Source organism: Streptomyces sp. NPDC048420 (assembly GCF_040651535.1).
Taxonomy (GTDB): domain Bacteria; phylum Actinomycetota; class Actinomycetes; order Streptomycetales; family Streptomycetaceae; genus Streptomyces.
The window spans coordinates 478220-503592 of sequence record NZ_JBEZKG010000002.1; the positions used below are offsets into that span (position 1 = coordinate 478220).

General features: G+C 69.5%; 18 protein-coding genes, 5 tRNA genes and 1 pseudogene. 13 read left to right on the forward strand and 11 right to left on the reverse strand.

Annotated features, from left to right (window positions below):
• Nucleotides 1-34 precede the first annotated feature (34 nt).
• Entirely contained in the window at nt 35-295 is a 261-nt protein-coding gene (locus AB0D34_RS04925; RefSeq protein WP_328748565.1) for a DUF3073 domain-containing protein, read from the reverse strand.
• Nucleotides 296-601: 306 nt separating this feature from the next.
• The gene (locus AB0D34_RS04930; protein WP_362656478.1) at nt 602-1699 is read right to left on the reverse strand and encodes a Glu/Leu/Phe/Val dehydrogenase dimerization domain-containing protein; all 1098 of its coding nucleotides are present in this window, start codon (nt 1697-1699) and stop codon (nt 602-604) included.
• 222 nt (nt 1700-1921) lie between these two features.
• Here AB0D34_RS04930 and AB0D34_RS04935 point away from each other — a divergent pair, with 222 nt between their 5' ends.
• Nucleotides 1922-2764 carry a hypothetical protein gene (locus tag AB0D34_RS04935; protein WP_362656481.1) on the forward strand — a complete coding sequence of 281 codons (843 nt, stop codon included), beginning with the start codon at nt 1922-1924 and terminating at the stop codon, nt 2762-2764.
• Between the two features lie 457 nt (nt 2765-3221).
• The gene (gene bldC / locus AB0D34_RS04940) at nt 3222-3428 is read left to right on the forward strand and encodes a developmental transcriptional regulator BldC (RefSeq protein WP_003949541.1); all 207 of its coding nucleotides are present in this window, start codon (nt 3222-3224) and stop codon (nt 3426-3428) included.
• Between the two features lie 401 nt (nt 3429-3829).
• Here the strand turns inward: bldC and AB0D34_RS04945 are convergent, their stop codons facing one another.
• The 8 genes from AB0D34_RS04945 to AB0D34_RS04980 form a co-directional block, all read right to left on the reverse strand.
• Nucleotides 3830-4021 carry a DUF6274 family protein gene (locus AB0D34_RS04945; RefSeq protein WP_362656483.1) on the reverse strand — a complete coding sequence of 64 codons (192 nt, stop codon included), beginning with the start codon at nt 4019-4021 and terminating at the stop codon, nt 3830-3832.
• 375 nt (nt 4022-4396) lie between these two features.
• Nucleotides 4397-4471 (reverse strand) — tRNA-Asp (locus AB0D34_RS04950).
• 94 nt (nt 4472-4565) lie between these two features.
• Nucleotides 4566-8525 carry an ATP-dependent RNA helicase HrpA gene (gene hrpA, locus AB0D34_RS04955; RefSeq protein WP_362656486.1) on the reverse strand — a complete coding sequence of 1320 codons (3960 nt, stop codon included), beginning with the start codon at nt 8523-8525 and terminating at the stop codon, nt 4566-4568.
• Nucleotides 8526-8613: 88 nt separating this feature from the next.
• Nucleotides 8614-8898, reverse strand: a complete 285-nt coding sequence (locus AB0D34_RS04960; protein ID WP_362656489.1) for a hypothetical protein — start codon at nt 8896-8898, stop codon at nt 8614-8616.
• Between the two features lie 64 nt (nt 8899-8962).
• Nucleotides 8963-9036 (reverse strand) — tRNA-Phe (locus AB0D34_RS04965).
• Nucleotides 9037-9060: 24 nt separating this feature from the next.
• Nucleotides 9061-9135, reverse strand: a tRNA-Asp gene (locus AB0D34_RS04970).
• Between the two features lie 38 nt (nt 9136-9173).
• Nucleotides 9174-9246, reverse strand: a tRNA-Glu gene (locus AB0D34_RS04975).
• Between the two features lie 80 nt (nt 9247-9326).
• On the reverse strand, nt 9327-10901 hold the full coding sequence (locus AB0D34_RS04980; protein ID WP_362656492.1) for a metallophosphoesterase: 1575 nt from the start codon (nt 10899-10901) through the stop codon (nt 9327-9329).
• Nucleotides 10902-10986: 85 nt separating this feature from the next.
• Here AB0D34_RS04980 and AB0D34_RS04985 point away from each other — a divergent pair, with 85 nt between their 5' ends.
• The 7 genes from AB0D34_RS04985 to AB0D34_RS05015 all read left to right on the forward strand — a co-directional run bounded on the left by AB0D34_RS04985 (nt 10987) and on the right by AB0D34_RS05015 (nt 20955).
• The gene (locus tag AB0D34_RS04985) at nt 10987-11337 is read left to right on the forward strand and encodes a metallopeptidase family protein (protein ID WP_362656495.1); all 351 of its coding nucleotides are present in this window, start codon (nt 10987-10989) and stop codon (nt 11335-11337) included.
• Between the two features lie 79 nt (nt 11338-11416).
• Nucleotides 11417-11932 carry a hypothetical protein gene (locus AB0D34_RS04990; protein WP_362656497.1) on the forward strand — a complete coding sequence of 172 codons (516 nt, stop codon included), beginning with the start codon at nt 11417-11419 and terminating at the stop codon, nt 11930-11932.
• A 233-nt stretch (nt 11933-12165) separates the two neighbouring features.
• A complete protein-coding gene (locus tag AB0D34_RS04995; RefSeq protein ID WP_362656500.1) occupies nt 12166-14280 on the forward strand; it encodes a DEAD/DEAH box helicase in 2115 nt (704 codons plus the stop codon).
• Between the two features lie 196 nt (nt 14281-14476).
• Entirely contained in the window at nt 14477-17572 is a 3096-nt protein-coding gene (locus tag AB0D34_RS05000; RefSeq protein ID WP_362656503.1) for an FG-GAP-like repeat-containing protein, read from the forward strand.
• Between the two features lie 63 nt (nt 17573-17635).
• The gene (locus AB0D34_RS05005) at nt 17636-19195 is read left to right on the forward strand and encodes an amino acid permease (RefSeq protein WP_362656506.1); all 1560 of its coding nucleotides are present in this window, start codon (nt 17636-17638) and stop codon (nt 19193-19195) included.
• A 99-nt stretch (nt 19196-19294) separates the two neighbouring features.
• A tRNA-Lys gene (locus tag AB0D34_RS05010) sits at nt 19295-19367 on the forward strand.
• Nucleotides 19368-19707: 340 nt separating this feature from the next.
• The gene (locus AB0D34_RS05015) at nt 19708-20955 is read left to right on the forward strand and encodes an MFS transporter (RefSeq protein ID WP_362656509.1); all 1248 of its coding nucleotides are present in this window, start codon (nt 19708-19710) and stop codon (nt 20953-20955) included.
• A 7-nt stretch (nt 20956-20962) separates the two neighbouring features.
• Here AB0D34_RS05015 and AB0D34_RS05020 read toward each other — a convergent pair whose 3' ends face one another.
• Nucleotides 20963-22243: a beta-ketoacyl-[acyl-carrier-protein] synthase family protein gene (locus AB0D34_RS05020; RefSeq protein ID WP_362656512.1), complete on the reverse strand. Its 1281-nt coding sequence runs from the start codon at nt 22241-22243 to the stop codon at nt 20963-20965.
• Between the two features lie 96 nt (nt 22244-22339).
• Between AB0D34_RS05020 and AB0D34_RS05025 the strand changes: the two are divergent.
• The 4 genes and pseudogenes from AB0D34_RS05025 to AB0D34_RS05040 form a co-directional block, all read left to right on the forward strand.
• A pseudogene (locus AB0D34_RS05025) lies at nt 22340-22579 on the forward strand (helix-turn-helix transcriptional regulator); the annotation flags it as partial.
• Between the two features lie 24 nt (nt 22580-22603).
• A complete protein-coding gene (locus AB0D34_RS05030; protein ID WP_362656657.1) occupies nt 22604-23122 on the forward strand; it encodes a hypothetical protein in 519 nt (172 codons plus the stop codon).
• A gap of 243 nt (nt 23123-23365) precedes the next feature.
• Nucleotides 23366-24361: an AvrD family protein gene (locus AB0D34_RS05035; protein ID WP_362656515.1), complete on the forward strand. Its 996-nt coding sequence runs from the start codon at nt 23366-23368 to the stop codon at nt 24359-24361.
• Nucleotides 24358-25359 carry a beta-ketoacyl-ACP synthase III gene (locus tag AB0D34_RS05040; protein WP_362656518.1) on the forward strand — a complete coding sequence of 334 codons (1002 nt, stop codon included), beginning with the start codon at nt 24358-24360 and terminating at the stop codon, nt 25357-25359. The genes AB0D34_RS05035 and AB0D34_RS05040 overlap by 4 nt, the downstream gene beginning before the upstream one ends.
• Nucleotides 25360-25373: the final 14 nt, after the last annotated feature.

The following is a 25373-nucleotide window of genomic DNA, read 5'->3' on the forward strand; positions in this document are numbered from 1 at the left end:
ACCAATCCGGACCGGGTTGAGCACAGCTAGAGCGTCAAGCGCCGCGGCGGTGTTGCGACGAGGGACCGGACTGATCGTCCTCGTCCTCATCGTCGTCGTTGTAGAGATCCGCGTACTGGGAGTACGGGTCGTCTTCGTCCTCATCGTCCTCGAACGGCTCGCCATTCGGCGGCTGGCTCGAAGTCGTTGAAGCGCCCAGCTCATTGGCCAGACGCGACAGGTCAGTCCCGCCGCTGCTGTACTTCAGCTGGCGGGCGACCTTCGTCTGCTTGGCCTTTGCCCGGCCGCGCCCCATGGCTCGACCCCCTCGGATACGGGGCCCGGCGGCCCCAGAGTCTTGACACGCGTTCATGATCTGGAACGGGCTCTCCTCGGAGAGACCGGTCCGTAGGGCTTCCACGGTACCTGAGCCCACGCCCATACGGTACGTCGCCCGCAGGACGTGCCCGGACCCAGAACCCGCGGGGAGCCCCGTCCCCGCTGGTCAACCGCGATTTTAACCACTTCTTCGCGGCCGACCCGCCGACGAACGTGAGAGTTCTCTCTAAGTGTGCGCCGACGGGTACCGGTCAAACCTCAGCGGGCCCGCTTCACGACCGCCTCACGACCGCCTCACGACCGCCTCATGCATCCGCTGCTCGGCGATCCGGTCGGCCGCGGCGGCCGGCGGAATCCCGTCTTCCTTCGCACGTGCGAAGATGGCCAGCGTGGTGTCGTAGATCTTCGCCGCCTTCGCCCTGCACCGCTCGAAGTCGAACCCGTGGAGCTCGTCGGCGACCTGGATGACCCCGCCGGCGTTCACCACGTAGTCCGGCGCGTAGAGGATCCCGCGGTCGGCGAGGTCCTTCTCGACGCCCGGGTGTTCGAGCTGGTTGTTGGCCGCGCCGCAGACGATCCGGGCGCTGAGCGCGGGCACGGTGTCGTCGTTCAGGGCGCCGCCGAGGGCGCAGGGGGCGTAGATGTCGAGGCCCGCGCTGCGCACGAGCGCTTCGGTGTCGGTGACCACCCCGACGGAGGGGTGCCGCTCGGCGATCCGCCCGACGGCCTCCCGCCGCACGTCCGTGACGAGGACCTCGGCGCCCTCCTCGATGAGGTGTTCCACGAGGTGGTGCCCGACCTTGCCGACCCCCGCGACACCGACCCGGCGACCGCGCAGCGAGGGGTCCCCCCACAGGTGCGCGGCGCTGGCCCGCATGCCCTGGTAGACGCCGAACGCGGTGAGGACGGAGGAGTCGCCGGCGCCGCCGTTCTCGGGGGAGCGGCCGGTCGTCCAGCGGCACTCACGTGCGACGACGTCCATGTCGGCGACGTACGTACCGACATCGCACGCGGTGACGTAGCGCCCGCCGAGCGAGGCCACGAAACGGCCGTACGCCAGGAGCAGTTCCTCGCTCTTGTCGCGCTCCGGGTCGCCGATGATCACGGCCTTGCCGCCGCCGTGGTCGAGCCCGGCCATGGCGTTCTTGTACGACATCCCGCGCCCGAGGTTCAGCGCGTCGGAGACGGCCTCCTGCTCGCTCGCGTAGGGGTAGAAGCGCGTCCCGCCGAGTGCGGGGCCCAGCGCGGTGGAATGGAGGGCGATGACGGCCTTCAGGCCGCTCCTGCGGTCCTGGCAGAGCACGACCTGCTCGTGGCCGCCCTGGTCCGAGTGGAACAGGGTGTGCAGCACATCGGCAGCGGCGCCGGTTACGTCGGTCACTGTGGTGACTCCTGGGTAAGGTGCGGCGATCGGACACAGGCGCCCGTAAGGGTGGCGGGGCCTGTGAGCACGAGATTAGGGCCTGGGGCGGCCCAGGACCGTGCAGTGCTCAGGATCACCCTCTCCCGGCCTACGGGCGTGCGACGATTTGCATAGTTTTCCCGCACGTTTGTGTGCGGGTTTCGCAGGTTTTCCCGGCAGGCGGCGGGGGAGAGAGCAGGCGTGCCCAAGGTGTCCTCGGTGATCGTCCCGTACGCGACCTATCTGCGCGTGTACGAACCGCTGGCCGCCTTCCCCGAGCCCGAGCGCAGCCACTGGGCGCGCTACGCCCGCCGCCCGGACCGTCCGTCGTACCAGGACGAACTGCGCCGCTCGCTGGCCGACCTGCTGCCCACCCCGCCGGTCCCGGTGCCGGTGCACGAGAGCAGCGACGCGTTCGTGATCGACATGGACGGCGTGGTGTGCGTGTGCCCGTGGCGCACCCGGCTGCGCGGCTGGCTGGCCCTGGAGGAGCTCGGGGAGGAGCTGCCGGCGCCGGTCCTGGACGCGGTGCTGCCCGAGGTCGTACGGCGCCAGACCGCCCAGGACTACGAGCGCTGGCTCGCCCGCAACCCGGACGCCCGGCCCTGGATCCGCACCGCGACCTGGCAGGTGCCGCTGAATTGGTTCGTGCTCGTCTCCGACGAGGAGCGGCGCTTCGACAAGGGCTCGGGCGAGATCCCGCCGATGCTGCGCTACCGCACGCCCATGGTGCAGGCCCGCAGACGCGTGGCGCGGGCCCTGAGGGCCCTCAAGGACGCCGTCGACGAGGGGCCGCTCATCGACGGCCTGATCGACGTCGGGCGCTGGCTGGAGGAGTTCCACCCGCGCTCGCTGGTCGAGCTCGACTACGGCGGTCTCGTCCATGTGCTGCCGCCGGGCGAGCTGGAGGACGACCATTCCGCGGCCGATGTGGCCGAGGGCATCGAGGCGCTCAGGCACGGCGACGGGGCCGCGGCGGGGGAGGCCTACGGGCGGCTCGTGGAGCGCTGGCGGGGCGTCAGGGACCGGCGTTCGGCGAACTGACGTTTGACGTGACGCCCGTTTTGGGGTTTCGTCCTCGCTCAAGGTGTCACGAGGTTTCGCTGATGTCCCATCAACAAGGGGCAAGCGTGACGGACCGCACGTATCCGGCTCTTGCATCTCTTCCCCCTCCTCGTGCCAAAATAGGACAAGGGGCCCGGGGGAGGTTCCGCTTTGGGGGGTCTGGTGACTCCTGATCGCCACTGTGACTGATCGTCACAGTGGCGTGACTGTCCGCTATGGCATGGTCCATCGGCTTCCGTCGCCGATGAACACCTGGGGGGCAATTCCATCGGTTTGGCCGACGCGGCTGGACAGATGGTGTAGTTGTAGTGCCGAGGACAAGCCGTTCGTCCTATAACCGACTCGACCCGCATCCGCCATTTCGGGCAACGCGGGTCAAGGTGCAGAATTTAGAGGAAAGAACCGAGAAGGTTCGGTTCTCCCGAGGAGGCCGCTCATGACCGCTCGCACCCCTGATGCCGAGCCGCTGCTGACCCCGGCTGAGGTCGCCACGATGTTCCGCGTGGACCCGAAGACGGTCACGCGGTGGGCGAAGGCCGGCAAGCTCACATCCATCCGCACGCTCGGCGGGCACCGCCGTTACCGCGAGGCCGAGGTTCGCGCTCTGCTCGCGGGTATCCCGCAGCAGCGCAGCGAGGCCTGAACAACTGAATAACCGGGCAAATCGGCTGGTCCCCCAACTGGTTGAGGCGTCCGAACCCTAGCTACAAGCGACGCGGGTCCTGCCCCAACAGGGCCCATTCTCAAGCTCGTCGTCGATCGCGCTGGACTCCGCCGGGTCCAGCGCGATCTTTTTTGTGCACGGACTGTGGTGGGCTGTGGGGGCTCCGGCGCCACTGTGAGCGGGCTTGTCGGAGTCTGGGGAGGGGTGTCGGATCTCCTGTGGGACGAGCCCTGGGTCACGTGCGGCCTGGAGTGCAATTGCACATATTAAATTGACCTGTTGTAGGAGAGGGGTAAGTTCCACGGCTTCAGAAACTCATGCGGTGACTCCCGTCACATGCCGGAGTCCTTGTTGCCGTTGGGTCCGGTGCGCTAGTGGAGTCACGCGGGGGAGGGGGTCTCGTCCTCCACCGCCTCGTCCGGGACCGTGGCGGCCCGGGGGGCGGAGTCCAACGCCAGCCGCAGCAGGCGGTGGCAGATCGGGCAGTGACGGGTCAGATGCCGATACGACGACGCGGCCGCCAGGTGCGCGCGGAGCAGGGCCCGCGTCTCATGCCTGACCGTTGCCGCCATACGCCACCTCCGGGCTCCGTTGGGAACGGGGGCCTGGTTTCTGGGTACCGGGGTCTGGGGGCGCCGTCAAGATGGTGTGGCGCTCCGCGGGGGCGCCGTGACTCGCCCGAACACCCGCCACGCCTCACCCGGCGCCGCCGTGACCGTCCTGGGGGCTGCCGCCCCCCCAGTTCAAACGCCGGACGGGCTGGGACTGCTCGGACCTGCGCGCATCCAAAGAGGCCCGCGCCCCGTTGCCGGGATGCGGGCCTTGCCTCCGATTGCGGCTGCGCCGCGGGCGCGGCCTTCTCCTTGACGGGGTGGAAGGGCGTTGGATGTGTGGGCGCATGAAGAAGGCCCGCTCCCTCGACGGGATGCGGGCCTTGCCTCTTACTGCGGTCCTGACGGGATTTGAACCCGCGGCCTCCACCTTGACAGGGTGGCGAGCACTCCAAACTGCTCCACAGGACCAGGTTTTGCGGCGCTTATTGCTGCGTTGCGCTGCGAGAAGGACTGTACAGGAGCAGGCCGGTCCTGGTCGAACTCACTGTGGGTGAAGGAGTCGTCACGGGGCCAGTGTGTCGATCGCCTTCACGATCCGCTTGTCGGAGATGGGGTACGCCGTGCCGAGGGCGTGGGCGAAATAGCTGACCCGGAGTTCCTCGATCATCCAGCGGACGTCCAGGACCTGCTGGGGCACGGGCCGGCCCTGGGGGAGCTGTTCCAGGAGCCAGGCGTACTCGTCCTGCATCTCGTGGACCTTCTCCATACGTGTCGTGTCCCGCTGGACGTTCGTCGGCATCTGCTGCAGGCGCCGGTCGGCCGCGACCAGGTAGCGCATCAGGTCGGGCAGCCGGCGCAGCCCCGTCGCCGTCACGAAGCCCGGCTTCACCAGCGCGCCCAACTGCGCCCGTACGTCCGCCAGGTTCGCCAGCAGCGCCGGGCTCCGTACGGACTTCAGGCGCCGCTCACAGGCCTGCCAGGCGGCGATCACCTGCTGCACCTGACCGACCGTACGGACCGTCGTGTCCACGATCTCCGCGCGCACCTTGTCGTACAGCTTCCGGTACGACTCCTCGTCCCACGCCGGCCCCCCGAAGTCCCCTATCAGCTTGTCCGCCGCCGCGGTCGCACAGTCGTCGAACAGGGCCTGGATCGAGCCGTGCGGGTTGGCCGAGAGCGCCAGCTTCTGGGGATTCGTCAGCTTCTCGGACGCGAACTTCGCCGGGCTCACCGGGATGTTGCGCACGATCAGCCGCCGGGTGCCCTTCCACATCGCCTCGGCCTGCTCGGCCTCCGTGTCGAAGAGGCGGACGGAGACCGTGTCACCGTCGTCCACCAGGGCCGGGTAGGCCTTCACCGGCTGGCCGGCCCGACGGGTCTCGAAGACCCGGGTGAGGGAGCCGATCGTCCAGTCCGTGAGGCCCTTGCGCTCCAGGGACTCGCCGCCCTCACGGGACGCGGTCGCGGCGGCCGCCTGGGAGAGGGCCTGGCGCGCCTTCGGCTTCAGCTTCAGCCGCAGCGCCTCCAGGTCCTTGTCCTCGGCCAGCTTCCGGCGCCGCTCGTCGACGATCCGGAAGGTGATGCGAAGGTGCTCCGGGATCCGTGACTGGTCGAAGTCGTCGGCCTCGAAGGGGACTCCGACCATGCGCTTCAGCTCGCGGGCCATCGTGACCGTCAAAGGCTCCTGCAACGGCACGGCCGTATCGAGGAACCGCTTCGCGAAGTTCGGCGCCGGCACGTAGTTGCGGCGGATCGGCTTGGGGAGGGAACGGATCAGCTCCGTCACCAACTCCTCCCTGAGGCCCGGGATCTGCCAGTCGAAGCCCTCGTCCTTCACCTGGTTCAGGACCTGGAGCGGAATGTGGACCGTCACACCGTCCGCGTCCGCACCCGGCTCGAACTGGTACGTCACCCGGAACTTCAGCGGCCCCTGGCGCCAGGAGTCCGGGTAGTCGTCCTTGGTGACCGCCTCCGCCGACTCCCGGATGAGCATCTCCCGCTCGAAGTCCAGGAACTCCGGCTGCTCGTGCCGCTTCCGCTTCCACCACGAGTCGAAGTGGGCGCCGGAGACGACGTGTTCGGGCACCCGCTGGTCGTAGAAGTCGAAGAGGGTGTCGTCGTCGACCACGATGTCCCGGCGCCGCGCCCGGTGCTCCAACTCCTCGACCTCGCTGAGGAGTCTGCGGTTGTCGGCGAAGAACTTGTGGTGGGTGCGCCAGTCACCCTCGACGAGGGCGTTGCGGATGAAAAGCTCGCGGCTCGACTCCGGGTCGATACGGCCGTAGTTCACCTTCCGCTGGGCGACGATCGGCACGCCGTACAGCGTGACCTTCTCGTACGCCATCACCGCGGCCTGGTCCTTCTCCCAGTGCGGTTCGGAGTACGTGCGCTTCAGCAGGTGCTCGGCGAGCGGCTCGACCCACTCGGGCTCGATCTTCGCGTTGACCCGGGCCCAGAGCCGCGAGGTCTCCACCAGCTCCGCCGACATGACGAACCGCGGCTGCTTCTTGAAGAGGGCCGAGCCCGGGAAGATCGCGAACTTGGCGTTGCGGGCGCCCAGGTACTCGTTCTTGTTGCCGTCCTTCACGTCCTTCATGCCGATGTGCGAGAGCAGACCGGCGAGGAGGGAGACGTGGACGGACTGGTCGGGCGCGTCCTCCTCGTTCAGATGGATGCCCATCTGCTTGGCGACCGTGCGCAGTTGGGTGTAGATGTCCTGCCATTCGCGGATGCGCAGGAAGTTCAGGTACTCCTGCTTGCACATCCGCCGGAAGGAGCTGGAACCCCGCTCCTTCTGCTGCTCGCGGACGTAACGCCAGAGATTCAGATAGGCGAGGAAGTCACTGGTCTCGTCCTTGAAGCGGGCGTGCTGCTGGTCGGCCTGGGTCTGCTTGTCGGCCGGGCGCTCGCGCGGGTCCTGGATGGAGAGCGCGGCGGCTATGACCATGACCTCGCGGACACAGCCGTTCTTGTCGGCCTCCAGGACCATGCGTGCGAGGCGCGGGTCGACCGGCAGCTGGGCGAGCTTGCGGCCGGTCTGGGTGAGCCGCTTGCGTACGTCCTTCTCCGACGGGTCCAACGCACCCAGTTCCTGGAGGAGTTGGACGCCGTCGCGGATGTTGCGGTGGTCCGGCGGGTCGATGAAGGGGAACTTCTCGATGTCGCCGAGGCCGGCCGCGGTCATCTGCAGGATGACGCTCGCCAGGTTGGTCCGGAGGATCTCCGCGTCCGTGAACTCCGGGCGGGCCTCGAAGTCCTCTTCGCTGTAGAGGCGGATGCAGATGCCGTCCGACGTACGGCCGCAGCGGCCCTTGCGCTGGTTGGCGCTGGCCTGGGAGACCGGCTCGATCGGCAGCCGCTGGACCTTGGTGCGGTGGCTGTAGCGGGAGATGCGGGCAAAGCCGGGGTCGATGACGTACTTGATGCCCGGGACGGTCAGGGAGGTCTCGGCCACGTTCGTCGCCAGAACGATCCTGCGTCCGGTGTGCTGCTGGAACACCCGGTGCTGCTCGGCGTGCGAGAGCCGGGCATACAACGGAAGCACCTCGGTGAAGCGGTAGTTCTTCTTCACCAGGGCGTCCGCGGTGTCGCGGATCTCCCGCTCGCCGGAGAGGAAGACCAGGATGTCGCCCTTGCCCTCGCCCTGGAGCTCCTCCACGGCGTCGCAGATCGCGGTGATCTGGTCGCGGTCGGAGTCGTCCGAGTCCTCTTCCAGGAGCGGCCGGTAACGGACCTCCACCGGGTACGTACGACCGCTGACCTCGACGATCGGCGCGTCCCCGAAGTGCCGGGAGAACCGCTCCGGGTCGATGGTCGCCGAGGTGATGACGACCTTCAGGTCGGGCCGCTTCGGCAGCAGCTGGGCCAGATACCCGAGCAGGAAGTCGATGTTGAGGGACCGCTCGTGGGCCTCGTCGATGATGATCGTGTCGTAGGCGTACAGCTCGCGGTCGGTCTGGATCTCGGCGAGCAGGATGCCGTCCGTCATCAGCTTCACGAAGGTGCCGTCCTGGTTCACCTGGTCGGTGAACCGCACCTTCCAGCCGACGGCCTCGCCGAGCGGGGTGTCCAGCTCCTCGGCGACCCGCTCGGCGACGGTGCGGGCGGCGATCCGGCGGGGCTGGGTGTGCCCGATCATGCCGCGCACGCCCCGGCCGAGCTCCAGACAGATCTTCGGGATCTGCGTGGTCTTGCCGGACCCGGTCTCACCGGCGACGATCACGACCTGGTGATCGCGGATGGCGGCCGCGATCTCGTCCTTCTTCTGGCTGACCGGGAGCTGCTCGGGGTACGACACGGAGGGCACGCGGGTCCGGCGCGCACCCATGCGCTCCTCGCCCTTGCCGACCTCCGCCTCGATCTCGGCGAGCACAGCGGAGCGCGCCTCCGGCTTGCGGATCTTGCGCGCGCCTTCGAGCCTGCGCCCGAGCCGGTGCGCGTCACGCAGGGACAGCTCGGTCAGGCGGGCGGCGAGTTCTCCGAAGGAGGGGGCACCGGGGGCGGGGGCAGGATGCGTAGACATACGCGATCCAGGATCTCATCCTCGGGAAATTCGTGGCGAACGGTTTTGCCGCGGGCGGTGGAGCGGCCGGATCACGGGGTCCGCGGTATCACGGGGTCCGCGGCGCCGGCATTTCGGCCGGGGCGTCCCTCCGGCTCGCGTCGAGGGCGATGGACCTCGCGGTGTTGGAGACGGCCTTGATGCCCAGATAGGCGGTGGTCATGCTGCTGACCGCGGTGAAGGCGGCGGTGAGGACCCCGACGATCACCGCCTTGTCGCCGTCGAGGCGCCAGACCCCGACGACCGCCACCCCGGCGATCGCCAGGTTGCTGGCCAGCACCGCGAACAGCCCGTACCGCGCACGGGCCAGCTCCAGAGCGTCGTCCTGCTTCATCGTCCCCGCCCTCGCTCACGACATATACAACAAGACCCCGATCCGAAGATCGGGGTCTGTGCTGTGGCTGGGGCCGGGGTCGAACCGGCGACCTACCGCTTTTCAGGCGGTCGCTCGTACCAACTGAGCTACCCAGCCGAGGGGCTTCTTGCGAAGTCCCAGCGGTCCTGACGGGATTTGAACCCGCGGCCTCCACCTTGACAGGGTGGCGAGCACTCCAAACTGCTCCACAGGACCAAGCGTTGCGCACGAACAGTGTCGCACACGGTGATGCGTGCCCCCAACGGGATTCGAACCCGTGCTACCGCCTTGAAAGGGCGGCGTCCTAGGCCGCTAGACGATGAGGGCTATCGGCCCGCCTGGGCGCTTCTCAGCGCGTCGGGGACGTGAGAAGCATATGGGATGCCGGGAGGTATCGCCAAAACGGTTTAAGGGCTGCCCGTGGGTGAGGCCGTGGGCGAACCCGTGGGTGAAGGGGTCGCCCCCGGCTGGTTGTCCTCCGGGAGGTGGCGGCTGACCTCCGCCGTCGTCAGGCCCAGGCCGCCGAGTTTGATCTCGTCCCAGGCCTGGAGGCGGCGGGTGTCGCGGTCCATGTACAGGATCGAGGCCTCGATGGGGTCGGGGTACTTGCCCTCGACGGCCCGTAGCCCGCTGCCGCCGGTCGAGCCCTCGACGCGCAGGCGGGTGCCCTTCTTCATGACCTCCATCTCCTGGTGGTGGAGGTGGCCGGACAGGATCATCGGCACCGTGCCGTCGACCTCGCGGGCCGCCGAGGGCTCATGGGCGATCGCGATGTCCACCGGGGTGCCGGCCGCCGTCTGCGCGCGCAGGGCCGCGGCCAGCCGCGCGCCCGCCGCCTCCTGGGAGTCGTCCGCCGCGGGGTTCGTCGAGCGGTCGGGGGTGAACTGGGGGTCGCCCATCCCCGCGAAGCGCAGGCCGGCGATCGTCTCGGCCTTGCCGTTGTCCAGGACGTGGACCCGCTTCAGGCCCTCCATGTAGCGCTGGGTGGTGAGGGAGTCGTGGTTGCCGCGGACCCAGACGTAAGGCGCGCCGAGGTCCGGGATCGGGTCCAGGAAGCCGTTCTCCGCCGCCGTGCCGTGGTCCATGGTGTCGCCGGAGTCGACGATCACGTTGACCTTGTACTGCTCCACAAGGGAGGCGATGATCTTCCAGCTCGCCGGGTTCAGATGGATGTCGGAGACGTGCAGGACCCGGATGGTGGTGGGGTCCGGCTGGTAGGCGGGGAGCGTGGATGTGACGTCGTAGAGCTTCGTCACATTCGTCACCAGGCGGGCCAACTCCTTCTGGTAGACGTCGAACTCGGTGACGATGCTGCGGGCGTTGCCGACCAGGGACGGGGCCGAGGAGAGCAGCCCTGAGAACTTCGGCTCCAGGACGGATTCCGGGTTCCAGGTGGCGTACGCCGTGCCGCCCGAGGCGGCCAGGAGGGTCAGGGCGAGTCCGCCGGCGGCGAGGGCCCGGCGGGGGCGGCGGTAGACCGCGAGGCCGAGGGCCGTGGCGCCCGACACCACGGCGACGCAGGAGCGCAGGGCCAGGTCGAGGGTGCCGTGCTCGACGTCCGTCGCGACCTCGTCCTGGAGGCCGGAGAGGCGTTCGGGGTGGTCGACGAGGGCCTGGGAGCGCTCCGGGTCGAGCTGGTCGACGTTGACGTCGAGGCGGACGGGGGCCTGGTGGCTGTCCAGCTGGAGCGCGCCGAGCGGGGACACGTTGATCTTCGTGCCGCCGGACAGGGAGGGGCGCAGGGTCATCGTCGTGTTCATGGGGCCGACCGGGACCCGTACGTTGCCGACGATCAGCAGGCCGAGCCAGGCCCCGAGGAGCACCACGGCGACGAGGCCGACGGCGCGGCCCCAGGGGTGGGGTTGGTGCACGAGTTCGACGGACGGGTGGGAACGGCGGCGGGCGTAGTGCCGGGTGAGGGCGAGCGGTGGCTTCTGTACGGCGGTCAGGATCTTCCGGGCTGCGGCGGGGACGCGTGCCATTGGTCCCGTATGCCCAAGTGCGCGCGTGGATATGCGGGCGTGCTCATGACTCTCGTACGACGGGGTCGTACCGGAGAATGGGCATGTGCTGGAGATGACGCGCGAGGAGTTCGAGGAACTGGTGGCTGAGGCGTTGGACCGGATTCCGCCGGAGCTGACGCGGCTGATGGACAACGTCGCGGTGTTCGTCGAGGACGAACCGCCGACGGACGATCCGGAGCTGCTCGGGCTGTACGAGGGCACTCCGCTGACCGACCGGGGCGAGTGGTACGCCGGGGTGCTGCCGGACCGGATCACGATCTACCGGGGGCCGACGCTCAGGATGTGCGATTCCCGGGCGGACGTGGTCGCGGAGACCGAGGTGACGGTGGTGCACGAGATTGCCCATCACTTCGGGATCGACGACGCGCGGCTGCACGCACTGGGGTATGGATAGCCGGTTCGCGTGTCCTCTTGTGGGCGGCGGGAGTTGAGCAGGTTGACTCTTTGACGACCGCCCTCGGAGGTGGCTGCTCGTGCGCCCCTTGTACGTACCCGTCCGTCTGGCCGCCACGGTCCTGGCCGTCGCCGCCGCCGCGGGCTGCATGAGCGTGGGCGGGGACGGCGGAGGCGGCAGCGCCAGGCCGTCGCACTCCGCCGGTGAGCGGGGCGGGGCCGAGCCGGACGGGGGTTCGGCGGGCTCGGGCGGTTCGGCGGGGTTCGGCGGGGCAGCCTCGGACGGCAAGCACGGCAAGCACCGCAAGGGGAAGGACGGGGAGGAGTCGGCGTCTGCGTCCGCGTCCGCCTCGGCGAGTGCGTCGGCCTCGGCGGGGGCGAAGCCGGGGAAGTCGGCCAGGCCGGTGCCCTCGGCGACGAAGACCGACCCGGCGCCCACGCGTACGCCCGACCCGGAGCCGCCCGCGTCGAGCGAGCCGCCCGCCTCGCCCACGCCGTCGCCGCCGCCCGCCGAGCCGTCGTCGTCCGCCCAGCCGGAGACGGGACCGCAGCTGAGCCAGCGGGAGCCGGCGCCCACCGCCGGGTCGCCGGTGTGACGGCGGAAGGCGTCGAGTGACCTCGGATACATCCGAGGTCATCGGTTTGCCTTCGGGGGTGAGGGGTGCGTATGGTTATAGATCGTTTGATCATTTGCCCGGCGCCAAAGCAGAAGAGCGCCGTGTGGCGCGTTCTCTCCCTTGCCGTGGCTGACCGCATAGAGGCGGTCGTATTGCGAATCACGGAGTTGACGGGCGCGTGCCGACGAGACTCCGGAAGGTTTCGCATACGCATGTCCATTTCCAGTTCTGATCACGCCGTCATGCCCGAGAACGGCGAAGACGAGATCGTCGAGGCTGTCGTGGAAACCCCCACGGTCACCTTCGCCGACCTCGGTCTCCCCGAGGGCGTCGTGCGCAAGCTCGCGCAGAACGGCGTGACCACCCCCTTCCCGATCCAGGCCGCGACCATCCCGGACGCCCTGGCCGGCAAGGACATCCTCGGCCGTGGCCGCACCGGCTCCGGCAAGACCCTCTCCTTCGGTCTGCCGGTCCTGGCGCGACTCGCCGGTGGCCGCACCGAGAAGCACAAGCCCCGCGCGATCATCCTCACCCCGACCCGTGAGCTCGCGATGCAGGTCGCCGACGCCCTCCAGCCCTACGGCGACGTCCTCGGCCTCAAGATGAAGGTCGTCTGCGGCGGTACGTCGATGGGCAACCAGATCTACGCCCTCGAGCGCGGCGTCGACATCCTCGTCGCCACCCCGGGCCGGCTGCGCGACATCATCAACCGCGGCGCCTGCTCCCTGGAGAACGTCGAGGTCGCCGTCCTCGACGAGGCCGACCAGATGTCCGACCTGGGCTTCCTGCCCGAGGTCACCGAGCTGCTCGACCAGGTCCCGGCCGGCGGCCAGCGGATGCTGTTCTCGGCCACCATGGAGAACGAGATCTCCACGCTGGTCAAGCGCTACCTGAGCAACCCGGTCACGCACGAGGTCGACAGCGCCCAGGGCAACGTCACGACCATGTCGCACCACATCCTGATCGTGAAGCCCAAGGACAAGGCGCCGGTCACCGCCGCGATCGCCTCCCGCAAGGGCCGCACCATCATCTTCGTCCGGACCCAGCTGGGCGCGGACCGCATCGCCGAGCAGCTGCGCGAGTCAGGCGTCAAGGCCGACGCGCTGCACGGCGGCATGACCCAGGGCGCGCGGACCCGGACGCTGGCCGACTTCAAGGAGGGCTACGTCAACGCGCTCGTCGCGACCGACGTCGCCGCCCGCGGTATCCACGTCGACGGCATCGACCTGGTCCTGAACGTGGACCCGGCCGGCGACCACAAGGACTACCTGCACCGCTCCGGCCGTACCGCTCGCGCGGGCCGCTCCGGCACGGTCGTATCGCTGTCCCTGCCGCACCAGCGCCGGCAGATCTTCCGGCTGATGGAGGACGCGGGCGTCGACGCCTCGCGTCACATCATCAACTCCGGTACGGCCTTTGAGCCCGAGGTCGCCGAGATCACCGGCGCCCGTTCGATGACCGAGGTCCAGTCCGAGTCCGCGGCCAACGCGGCGCAGCAGGCCGAGCGCGAGGTCGCCCAGCTCACCAAGGAACTGGAGCGGGCGCAGCGTCGCGCGACCGAGCTGCGTGAGGAGGCCGACCGTCTGGTGGCCCGGGTCGCCCGCGAGCGCGGTGAGGACCCGGAGGCGGCCGTCGCCGAGGCGCAGGCCGCGGTGGCCGAGGCGGCGGAGGCCGTGTCCGTGCCCGAGCAGCCGGTGGCGCAGGTTCGCGATGACCGTCGTGACGACCGTGGTGGGCGTTCGTTCGAGCGTCGGGACAACGACCGTGGCGGTTTCCGTCGCGATGACCGTCGTGACGACCGTGGTGGGCGTTCGTTCGAGCGTCGGGACAACGACCGCGGTGGTTTCCGCCGGGACAACGACCGTCGCGATGACCGTGGTGGGCGTTCGTTCGAGCGCCGCGACAGCGACCGTGGTGGTTTCCGTCGGGACAACGAGCGCCGTGACAACGACCGTGGCGGCTTCCGTCGCGATGACCGTCGCGACGACCGTGGCGGGCGTTCGTTCGAGCGCCGTGACGACCGTGGTGGCCGTCCCTTCGAGCGTCGGGACAACGAGCGCCGTGACAACGACCGCGGTGGCTTCCGTCGCGACGACCGCCCGGCCGGCGGCCGTTCGTTCGAGCGCCGTGACGACCGCACCGGTCACCGAGGCAGCGACCGCCCGTTCAACCGGGACCGTCAGGGCGACCGCCCCGGCTTCCGGGCCGGCGGCCACGACCGCCCCAGCCACGACCGCCCCTACGGCCGTCGTGACGACCACCGCGGCACCGGCACCGGTTCCTTCGGGCGCCGCGACGACAAGCCGCGCTGGAAGCGCAACGGCTGACCCTGTCGGACAGTGAACGCCGTGGCCCCCCGTCGTACCTGACGGGGGGCCACGGCGTTTGTCGTGTACCCCGTCAGAAAACGCTCTCCGGGAAGATGAAGAGAAGGTAAGATCAGCCACCTTATGAGACGGGTGTGATGGCCGGGGGGCCAGGGACACCGTGCACCGGTGGGCCAGCCGTCTCCTTCTTCGGGGAGTGTCTTCCTTGGCTCGTCACGCAGCCGTACGTCTACGCCTCGTCGCCGCCTCCGCCGTACTCGCGGCCGGTCTGAGCCCGTTGCTGCCGTCGTCCGCCGTCGCGGACACCGCGCAGGAGACGGTGGTGCCGGCGACGTTCCGGGACTCGTACACCACGGCCTCCGTCTCGTACGCCGAGACCGCCTACGGGGGTGAAGGAGCAGGCGAACAGGGTGTCTTCCACCGCCTGGAGGGCCACTCGGGGCTGGTGTGGACGCGGTACGCGGACGGTACGACCGTCGATGTACCGGCGGCCGGCAGCGGCCTGGCGGTCGACAACGGCACGGGCAGCGACGTCCTCGCACGCCGTTACCAGGACGGGCGCGTCGAGCTGTTCGACGCCGCCGACGGCACGACCAGCACGCTCCGGATCCCCACGAGGTACGCCGGTGTGTTCGGCGGTGTCTACGGCCGTACGGTCGTTGCCATCGAGAACGTCACCGGCGAGGACGGGATCAGTACCCGGGTCCTGCATCTGCTGAGCCCGGGACCCGACGGAGGCACCCGGGACCTGACGATCTCCGGCCTGCCCTCGGGCATGCAGATCGGTGCGCCGCTGCGGGGGGACGCCTCCGGCATCGCCTTCCGCGCGTCGCTCGACGGCACCATCCGGTCGGTGATCGTCGACCCGGAGACCGGCCAGGTCCAGAACTGGACCCCGGCGCTGTCCGGCGGCAACTCCGCCCTCCTGTCGCCCGATTACCTGGTGCACTACGCGGGCGACACCGCCTCGAAGGCGTACGTGTACTCCCGCGCCGACCTCTCGGCACCGCCCGTGGAAGTGTCCCTGGACGGCGCCGACGGTGTGAGCCCCGCCGACGAGCTCTCCGTCGTGGGCGACTGGCTCGTCCACCATCCGGCCGGTGGCAGTAAGGTCACCGCCGTACCGATCGCGGGCGGCCCCCCGATCACCCTGCTCGCCGACTCGAACGCCCGTGTCTCCGCCTCGGCCTACGGGGACGCCGTCGCCGTCGGCCGTACCGGCGCCGACGACTGGGGCCTCCAGCGCATCCACGCCGACGCGGACGGCAAGCCCATCGTGAGCATGGTCAAGGCGCTGCCGAAACCGGCGTACAAGATCCAGGGTCTGGCCCTGGAGCAGGGGCGGCTGCTGGTCGCGGACGACAGCCGGGCCGGCACGCGGGACCTCTACCTGCGGACCGTCGCCGCCGCCGGGGCGCCCACCTACGGGACGCGTTCGAACTACGACGGCACCGACATGATGCTCTACTCCTGCCCTGCGGCGGAGGGCGGCTGTGCCGTGTTCGGTACGGCCGACAACCGGGCGGTGTGGCTGACGCGGGACACCGCCACCAACGAGCGGATCAGGGCGAGCGGGCCCGGGGCGTACGACTTCTCGGAGAACTACGTCCCCGCGGGCGGGCGGATCACCGACGTCTCCGGCCAGTACGTGATCCACACGACGGCGACCCAGCAGACCGTGCTCAGGCTCGGCGACAGCTCCGGTCCCAAGGTCACCCGCACCCCGGGCGCCGCCGCCCTCGACGGCGAGCTCCTGTGGACGGCGGGGTCGACCGCCGGTGCCGTCACGGCGTACAACCTGACGACGAAGAAGACCGTCGAGACGGTGACGACGGACGCCGGCTGTGTGCCCACCGAACTCCAGGCGCTCGGCCGCTACCTGTACTGGACCTGCGACGGCCGGGCCGGGGTCTACGACCGTACGGCGAAGAAGTCCGTGCCCGTGCCGGCGGGCGAGGCCAAGCTCGGTGACGGGTTCGTCGTCACGCACGACAAGCGGGCCGGGAAGCTGACGCTGACGACGTTCACCGACGGCACGGCCGCGAGCCGGGTGATCGGGGACCTGCCCGACACCGGGACCTCTCAGCGGGACGTGCGCTGGACCGTCGACGAGTCCGGCGCGAACGCGGCCTACGTGGACGCCCGGGAGCAGGTGCACCTCGTACCGTCGGGCGTGGCGCAGCAGCCGCTGCGGCTGCTCGCACCGGTCACGAAGGCGCCGTCCGTCACGGCGCAGGAGATCGACACGACGCCCGACACCCTGGTCTCTCTGATGCTGTCGAAGCCGACGGCGAGCTCGCGGCTGACCGTGCGTTCCAAGGCGACGGGCAAGGTCGTGTACACGCGGGACGGCGGTGCCGCGCGCGGCGGGCTGGACGTCGGCTGGCCCGGGACCGACTCCAACGGGAAGGTCCTGACCGACGGCCCCTACGACTGGACGCTCTCGGTCACCCCGGCGGACGGCGTCGGGGCCGCGCCGTCGTGGACCGGCACGGTCGGGCTGATCGACGGCCGCCCGGCCCGCCACCACCACGTGGGCGGCAGCGACGCCGTCGGCGACCTGCTCACCCAGAGTTCCTCGGGCACGCTCTCCTTCCACCAGGGCACGGGCAAGGGCACGTTCACCGGGGACATCCCCAGCAGGGGCTGGGCGAGTACGGTGAAGCCGCTTCCCTTCGGCGACCTGAGCGGCGACCGCTGCAACGACATCCTGATGCGGTTGGCCAGTGGTGCCCTGCGTCTGTACAAGCCGGGTTGCAGCGCCGAGTTCAAGACGTCAACGCCGTACACGACGCTCGGCAGTTCGGGCTGGAACCAGTACGACGTGCTGACCTACCCCGGTGACGTGACGGGGGACGGCCGTCCCGACCTGATCGCGCGGGGTGCTTCGACCGGCACGGTCTATCTCTACAAGGGCACCAGCGCCGGAAAGCTCTCCGCCCGCGTGAAGCTCTACGACAACTGGAAGACGTACAAGAAGATCGTCGGCACCGGGGACCTCAACGGCGACGGCATCGGGGATCTGCTCGCGCAGGACAAGTCCAACAACCTCTACCGGTACTACGGCAAGGGCAACGGGACGTTCTCGGCGCGGACGAAGCTGTTCACGGCGTGGGGCGGTTCGTACAACGTGGTCGTGGGTGTCGGGGACATCACCGGGGACGGCAGGGCGGACCTGGTCTCCCGGGACACCGGCGGGAACGTCTGGCGCAACAGCGGTGACGGCAAGGGGTCGTTCGGGGCGCGGGTGAAGATCGCCACCGGCTGGCAGGGTTACAAGGGCCTTTTCTAGAGGGGCACTTCTCGGCCAAGTTGTGACGTGTGTCACGCCCCCAGGGTGGGAATCGCTGGGGGCATGACAGATGACGCCATAGCGAGCGGGCAGAAGGGCCCTTCCGACTCGGGCCTCTCCGACGAAGAACGGCTTGCCCAGCTCGGCTACACGCAGGTCCTCGCCCGCCGCATGTCGGCGTTCTCCAACTACGCGGTCTCCTTCACGATCATCTCGGTTCTGTCGGGCTGTCTGACGCTGTATCTGTTCGGCATGAACACGGGCGGCCCGGCCGTGATCACCTGGGGCTGGGTAGCCGTAGGCCTGATGACGCTGTTCGTCGGGCTGTCGATGGCCGAGATCTGTTCGGCGTACCCGACCTCGGCGGGCCTGTACTTCTGGGCGCACAAGCTGGCCCAGCCCCGGACCGCGGCCGCCTGGGCGTGGTTCACGGGCTGGTTCAACGTGCTGGGGCAGGTGGCGGTGACGGCGGGCATCGACTTCGGGGCCGCGTCCTTCCTCGGCGCCTACCTGAACCTCCAGTTCGACTTCGAGGTGACGCCCGGCCGCACGATCCTCCTGTTCGCCGGGATCCTGATCCTGCACGGTCTGCTGAACACCTTCGGCGTGCGGATCGTCGCGCTGCTGAACAGCGTGAGCGTGTGGTGGCACGTGGTGGGTGTGGCGGTGATCGTCGGCGCGCTGACCTTCGCCCCGGACCACCACCAGTCGGCGTCCTTCGTCTTCGGTGAGTTCGTGAACAACACGGGCTGGGGGAGCGGGGTGTACGTGGTGTTGCTGGGGTTGTTGATGGCTCAGTACACCTTCACCGGCTACGACGCCTCGGCCCATATGACCGAGGAGACCCACGACGCCTCGACGGCGGGCCCGAAGGGCATCGTGCAGTCGATCTGGACGTCCTGGATCGCGGGCTTCGTGCTGCTCCTCGGCTTCACGTTCGCGATCCAGTCGTACGACGGCGCGCTGTCGTCGCCGACGGGGGCACCGCCGGCCCAGATCCTCCTGGACGCGCTCGGCGCCACGGCCGGCAAACTCCTGCTGTTGGTCGTGATCGGCGCCCAGCTGTTCTGCGGGATGGCGTCGGTGACCGCCAACAGCCGCATGATCTACGCCTTCTCACGCGACGGAGCGCTGCCGTTCTCGCACGTGTGGCACACGGTGAGCCCGCGTACGCGGACCCCGGTGGCGGCGGTGTGGCTGGCCGCGGGCGGGGCGCTCCTGCTGGGCCTGCCGTACCTGATCAACGTCACGGCGTACGCGGCGGTGACGTCCATCGCCGTCATCGGCCTCTACATCGCGTACGTCATCCCGACGCTGCTGCGGCTGCGCAAGGGCGACGCGTTCGACCGGGGGCCGTGGCACTTGGGCCGCTGGTCCCGGATCATCGGCGTGGTGTCGGTGGCATGGGTCGGCGTGATCACGGTGCTGTTCATGCTCCCCCAGGTCTCCCCGGTCACCTGGGAGACCTTCAACTACGCCCCGATCGCCGTCCTGGTCGTCCTCGGCTTCGCCTGGATCTGGTGGCAGGCCTCGGCCCGGCACTGGTTCCTGAACCCCGAGCACGAGCGCACCAAGGCCCGCGAGTCCGCCCGCGCGAACGCCCCCGAACCGGTCGATCCCTGATCTTCCACCCCGTTCCGCCGCCTCGACGCGGCCGTGTCCCCCGATACCCGATCGGAGACACGGCCACGTCCGGCTATGCTCGGGGAGGCAACATCGCCTGGGCCCTTAGCTCAATTGGCAGAGCAGTGGACTTTTAATCCATTGGTTGTGGGTTCGAGTCCCACAGGGCCTACGGCGGTCAGGGTCGCCTTGCGCTCCTGACCAGCGGTTTCGTGGCCCCGATCAGTTCTTCTGGTCGGGGCCACGGTGTTGCGTGAGGTGCCGTGTCGTCCGGACCGTAAGGGCTTGCCAAAGGTTCGTGTGGTGATGGGTTGTCGGTTCGCGGTGGGGGATATGTGCTGCGGGACGTTCGACTGTGGCCGTCCCGTATGCCGGCGCGGCAGTCGGGGGGATTCTTGACGGGGTCGGGGAGGCGGGCCTTGCGGTGGCCGGGGTGGAGGCCGAGCGCGCCCGGTTCGGGGCCGGTGAGGGCCCGGCGGAACGCGGCCGGGACGGCGGTCTTCCTTGTACTGATGGTCGACTCCGTGGTGAACGGGCTGTTCGTCCCGTTGTCCATGCTCTATCTGTCGGCGAGTTCGGGCGCGTCGCTGGTGCGGGTGGGCACCTTGCTGAGCCTGGCCGGCCTGCTTTCCCTGCCGTTGCCGCTGTGGATCGGCCGTCTCGTCGACCGGCTCGGACCCAAGCCGGTCGTGCTGGTCGCGCAGCTGCTCCAGGCGGCGGGCTTCCTGGGGTACCTCATGGTCCGCGGCGATACGGCGATCCTCCTGGCCGCGACCGTCGCCTCACTGGGGCAACGGGCCTTCTGGTCCTCCGCCTTCACCCTCGTCAGCAATCTCTCCGACCGCGATCCCGGTGGGCACTCCCGCGAGCGGTGGTTCGGCATCATCGGCTCGTTGCGTGCGGCGGGCTACGGGGTCGGCGCGATCGTCGCGGGTGTCGCCCTGTCGGTGAAGTCGGGCCCCATGTATCGAGGGGCGATCGGTGCCTGCGCCTGCCTGTTGCTGGTGGCCGCCGTACTGCTCGAACGGGGAGTTCCGCGCAGCGCGGCTCTGCCCGTCACGGCAGATCGTGAGGAGCCGGAGAAGACGGAGGGAAGCAGCCGCGGCTACCGGGCGCTCTGGGCCGACCGTCCCTATCTGGGGCTCGTGGGACTGAACACGGCGTTCGCGCTGTGCAACGTCATGCTCAGCGTCGCCTTCCCGCCCTTCATCGACCGCCAACTGCCCGCCGTGACCTGGGTGGTCGGTCCCCTGCTGGCGATGAACACGGTCGTCCAGGCCGTGCTCCAGACGTCGGTCGTCCGCCTGGTCCGACCTCTGCCCCGACACACGTCGCTGTGCCTGGCCGGTGTGCTCTGGGCTGTGTGGGCGGGTCTGACGGCCGGTCCGCTCTGGTTGCCCCGGGCTTTGTGGGTCCCCTGTCTCACCGTGGCGGTGCTGTGCTACTCGGCGGCTCAGCTCGTGCACTCTCCCGTGTCGAACGCGCTGTCCGCCGATGCCGCGCCCGCCGATATCCGAGGGCGTTACATCGCGGTGTTCCAGTACTCCTTCGCGATCGCCACGGTCGTCGCCCCGCTGCTGTTCTCGCTGCTGTTCGACGTGTCGAGCGCGGCCCCATGGATCGCCCTGGCGGCGCTCGCCCTGGTGACGGTGCCGGGCATGCTGGCCCTCGCCCCGCGGCTGCCGCAGTCCGCGCTGGTGACCGGCGGGTCCAGTGATCCTTCTCGCGCAAGCGGTGGCACCGCCCGCCCGGATGCGTAAGCCGAACTCAGCGGCGTCTGAGGGCCAGGACCGCGTTGTGGCCCCCGAAGCCGAACGAGTTGCTCAGCACCAGGTCTCCCCTCGCGGACAACACACGGGTCGTCTTGCGTACGACGTCGAGGCCGATGTTCTCGTCGAGGTCGTCGCAGCCGATGGTGGGCGGGACCACCCCGTGGTGGAGGGTGAGCGCCGTGGCGACCGCCTCGACGCCTCCCGCGGCGCCCTGGAGGTGGCCGAGGCCGCCCTTGGGCGCGGTCACCGGCACGTTCCCGGCGCCGAACAGGGTGCGCAGGGCTCTCGCTTCCGCCGCGTCGCCGTCGATGGTCCCCGTCGCGTGCGCGTTGACGTGCATCACGTCCTCCGTGCCGGCCTCCGCGTCGACGAGGGCGCGTCGGACAGCGCGCTCGATGCCGACGCCGGTCGGATCGGGGGCGGCCAGGTGGTGAGCGTCGGCGGACAGGCCCCAGCCTGCGGCCTCGCAGTAGATCCGGGCCCCGCGCGCCAGCGCGTGTTCCTCCGACTCCAGCACGAGGAGGCCGGCGCCCTCGCCGTTGACGAATCCGGTGCGGTGCCGGTCGAAGGGCCGGGAGGCGGCCAACGGGTCGTCGTTGCGCGTGGACAGCGCGCGCATGGACGCGAACGCCGCCATCACCGCCGGCGTGACCGCGGCTTCGGCACCACCCGCGAGTACGAGGTCGAGGTGGCCGTACCGGATGCGGTCCACGGCCTGGCCGATGGCTTCGGTGCCGGACGCGCAGGCGCTCACCACGGTCCGTGCCTCGCCGGTGATGTGCAGGTCGAGGGAGATCTGGGAGGCGGCCTGGGAGGGGACGGCCATGGCAGCGGTGAGCGGGGAGACCGAGCGCGGGCCTCGCTCACGCAGCCGCCGGTCCTGGTCCACCAGGACGGGTAAGCCGCCGATGATGCTGCCGACCGAGACGCCGGTGCGGGTGGGGTCCAGCTCGCTGTCCCGGGTGCCGCCCACGTCCAACCCGGCGTCCCGCCACGCCTCACGGGCGGCGAGCACCGCGAACTGGGCTGCCCGGTTCATGCGCCGTGCCTGCGGGCGGGGCAGCAGGGAGCCGGGTTCGACGGGAACGGTCGCGGCGATGCGTATCGGCTGGCCGTCGAATTCGGGGCCGTCGAGGGGCCGTACACCACAACGGCCGTCGAGGAGTCCCGCCCACAGCTCGGGAGCGCCCACGCCCAACGGGCTGATCGCTCCGAGTCCGGTGACCACCACCCGGCGATCGGGCCGCGGACGGGTCGTACGAGAGGGCTGGCACACGGCGGACACCTTTCTGGAGCGATTTGTCGAACACGTTCTACTGTTCCCGCCTGCATAGGATGGGAACGTAGGGGGAGCCGAGAGAAAGAAAGACAAATGTGGGACGGCGGCCAGTTTTCGGCTGATTCGGTGGGACTTCCCGCTCTGTTACGCGCCTGGCGGGTGGAGGCCGGAGAGAGATCCGGCCGGGGAAAGATGCTGACACAGCGAGAAGTTGCTCAGCTCATGGGAGTGAGTGAGCGATGGTACAGGGCACTGGAGAGCGGCACGCGTGTACCGCTCACTCCGGAAACCCTTACGAACCTCGCTGACGCGCTTTCCTTGGGCCCCGGAGAACGTACGGCGTTGTACGCGTATCAAATGTCCGAGGTATCGGACGAGGGGCAGTCCGAGCAGTCGGAGGACGACGGCCGGATGGACTGGATCAGGGATTTCATCGCCGGACAGACGAGCTGTCCCGTCTATCTCGTCGACCGGGCGTGGAACCTTGTCGGCGCGAACGATCTGATGCGGGACTGGTTCGTCTGGTCCCGTGAACCGGGGGCCAACCTGCTGCGTTGGATCCTGGCGGAGCCCGAGGCGCGGACGCAGTTGGTGGACTGGCGTGAGCAGGTCGCCTGGTATCTCGCGCAGCTCCGGTTCGCTCTTCATCGGCATCCGGACGACCCGAATCTGAGAAGTATTCTGGAGATCGTGCGACGGGAACCCGATTTCGAGGAGCTGTGGACTGCCGGGCCTTTCATCGTCGCGTTCCGGCAGGGTGGAGTATTTCGACTTTCCCTTCCGCATATTTCGTCGAATGAGCTGCAGGTCACCTCCCGGGTTTTGCTTCCGGCCTATTACCCGGACATGCGCATGGTCGCCTTGATGCCTGCGTAACTGTCTGCGCGCTGGTCATTCTAGCCGGAAAACCAAGAGGTTGAAGCGGCAAATTTTTGCCGCTTGACACAACTAGGTGGTGCATCCCAGCATTTGGGGGCGACCGGCGGGAAGGGAAATGTCTTCCCGCCGAGGCGTTCATTGCCAATATGTTAACCACGGCAAAGAGCGCGTCAAATTTCCATCTGTTTTCGGTAGCGGCCCACAGACGGGACATTGATGACCGCCTCTTCAGTACGCACCATGCTGGCGTCCATAGACGATCGACTGGGACCGGCCGAGCAGCGCTTCTTCGGCCGGGGATTTCGCCGAGTCCGCTACGAGCCCGGGCGGTTGCACGTCTCCCGCGGCAACGACGGTGCCGTGCAGGCCAGTTCCTCGGTGGGGGTGCATTACCCCGCGGACTGGTCGCGCAAGGCCGGGACGGATCTGCGCCCCCACTTCAGCACCATCGACGGACTGGTCGTCGCCGCCCAGCTCGCCGAAGTCTGCCTCGCCGGCCCGGCGGCCGCCGAAGGGGCCGGACACCAGGACGCGTGGCTGCGTGCCGTGAAGCTCTCGGCGGGCACCAGCCCCCAGGAGGACCTGCACCGCATCCCGGTGCGGGCGACCTTGCGGGGCACCGCCCCGGCCGAGGGGAATCCGGCCCGCCGCCGCTCCACGATCGACTGCACGGCCGGCACCATGCGGGTGCGCTGCGAGGTCGATCACGCGCCGGTCCGGCCCGTCGTGGGTGAGGCGGTGTACGACGACTTCTCCGCCCTGCTGGGACCCGGCGCGCAGCGCTACTTCGGGGAGGGTTTCACCCGGCGGCGGCAGAGCGTCCGCGAGGTCGAGGTCGACCACGAGGGCCTGCGCGCGACCGCGGAACTCGACGTCGTCACCGAGGGGCCCGCTCCGACGCCCGACCGCGGCCTCGAAGGGAGTTACCGGCCGGGGGTCTCCATGGTCGACGCCTTCGTCACGGCCCTCCAACTCGCGCAGGTCATGCTCTACGACGTCGACGGCATCCGGCGCCGGGACAGCAACACCCTGTGGATGCGGCAGACCACGATGACGGCCGCCCGGCCCGACCGCGCCGGACACGGCATCCCGGTGGCGGCGAGCCTGGAGAACCTGGGCCTGCTGCGCATGGGCGGCGGGACCTGGCGCACGCTCGACGTCGTCGCCGAACTCGCCGGAATCCAGGTGCGGTCCGCCGTGACCCACCAGCTGCCGACACAGGACGTGGCCTCATGACCCGAGCAGCGGTACTGACCGGCCTGGGCGGCTTCGTACCGCCCCGCGTGGTCACCAACGACGAACTGGCCCGCCGCCTCGACACCTCGGACACTTGGATCCGAACCCGGACCGGGATCGCCCAGCGCCATGTCATCACCCCCGGCACCACCACCAGCGACCTCGCGGCCGAGGCCGGCCGACGGGCCCTGAAGAGTGCCGGGACCGACGACGTCGACCTGGTCGTCGTCGCCACCACCACCCCGGACCGGATCTGCCCGGCCACCGCACCGACCGTCGCCACCCGGATGGGGCTTGTCGGCGTACCGGCGTTCGACGTCGCCGCCGTGTGCTCCGGATTCCTGTACGCCCTGCACACCGCGGCCGCCGCCGTGGTCGCACACCTCGCCGAGAGCGTCCTCGTCATCGGCGCGGAGTCGTTCAGCACGCTCCTCGACCCCGAGGACCGCACCACGAGCGTCATCTTCGGGGACGGCGCGGGCGCCGTGGTGCTGCGGGCCGGGGAGAGCGACGAACCCGGCGCCGTCCGGGACGTCAGCCTCGGCAGCGACGGGAGCCTCGCCGACCTCATCACCGTCCGCGGCGGAGGAGCCGAACACCGCTCCCAGGGGCCCTTGGCGGGGGACGCGGACCCGTACTTCCGCATGATGGGCAAGGAGGTCTTCCGTACCGCCGTACAGCGGATGAGCGAGTCCTCCCGCACCGTGCTGGCGCGCACCGGGTGGGAGGTGTCCGACGTCGACCGGCTGGTCGCGCACCAGGCGAACACACGCATCATCCAGGCCGTGGCCGAACAGCTGGGCCTGCCGGCCGAGCGGGCCCTGGTGAACATCGACCGCGTCGGCAACACCTCCGCCGCGTCCATTCCGCTGGCCCTCGCCGACGGCACCGTCGACGGAGCCCTCAGTCCCGGCCACCGCGTACTGCTCACCGCGTTCGGTGGCGGTGCCACCTGGGGGGCCGCCACGTTGGTCTGGCCCGACGTCACGGCGGGATAGCCCCTATGCGCTGC

Bases quoted from the DNA above. Each gene is read 5' to 3' on its own strand.
- AB0D34_RS04925 (WP_328748565.1), bottom strand. From the start codon at position 295: ATGGGGCGCGGCCGGGCAAAGGCCAAGCAGACGAAGGTCGCCCGCCAG.
- bldC (WP_003949541.1), top strand. From the start codon at position 3,222: ATGACCGCTCGCACCCCTGATGCCGAGCCGCTGCTGACCCCGGCTGAG.
- AB0D34_RS04945 (WP_362656483.1), bottom strand. From the start codon at position 4,021: ATGGCGGCAACGGTCAGGCATGAGACGCGGGCCCTGCTCCGCGCGCAC.
- hrpA (WP_362656486.1), bottom strand. From the start codon at position 8,525: ATGTCTACGCATCCTGCCCCCGCCCCCGGTGCCCCCTCCTTCGGAGAA.
- AB0D34_RS04960 (WP_362656489.1), bottom strand. From the start codon at position 8,898: ATGAAGCAGGACGACGCTCTGGAGCTGGCCCGTGCGCGGTACGGGCTG.
- AB0D34_RS04980 (WP_362656492.1), bottom strand. From the start codon at position 10,901: ATGGCACGCGTCCCCGCCGCAGCCCGGAAGATCCTGACCGCCGTACAG.
- AB0D34_RS04995 (WP_362656500.1), top strand. From the start codon at position 12,166: ATGTCCATTTCCAGTTCTGATCACGCCGTCATGCCCGAGAACGGCGAA.
- AB0D34_RS05005 (WP_362656506.1), top strand. From the start codon at position 17,636: ATGACAGATGACGCCATAGCGAGCGGGCAGAAGGGCCCTTCCGACTCG.
- AB0D34_RS05015 (WP_362656509.1), top strand. From the start codon at position 19,708: ATGGTCGACTCCGTGGTGAACGGGCTGTTCGTCCCGTTGTCCATGCTC.
- AB0D34_RS05030 (WP_362656657.1), top strand. From the start codon at position 22,604: ATGTCCGAGGTATCGGACGAGGGGCAGTCCGAGCAGTCGGAGGACGAC.
- AB0D34_RS05035 (WP_362656515.1), top strand. From the start codon at position 23,366: ATGCTGGCGTCCATAGACGATCGACTGGGACCGGCCGAGCAGCGCTTC.
- AB0D34_RS05040 (WP_362656518.1), top strand. From the start codon at position 24,358: ATGACCCGAGCAGCGGTACTGACCGGCCTGGGCGGCTTCGTACCGCCC.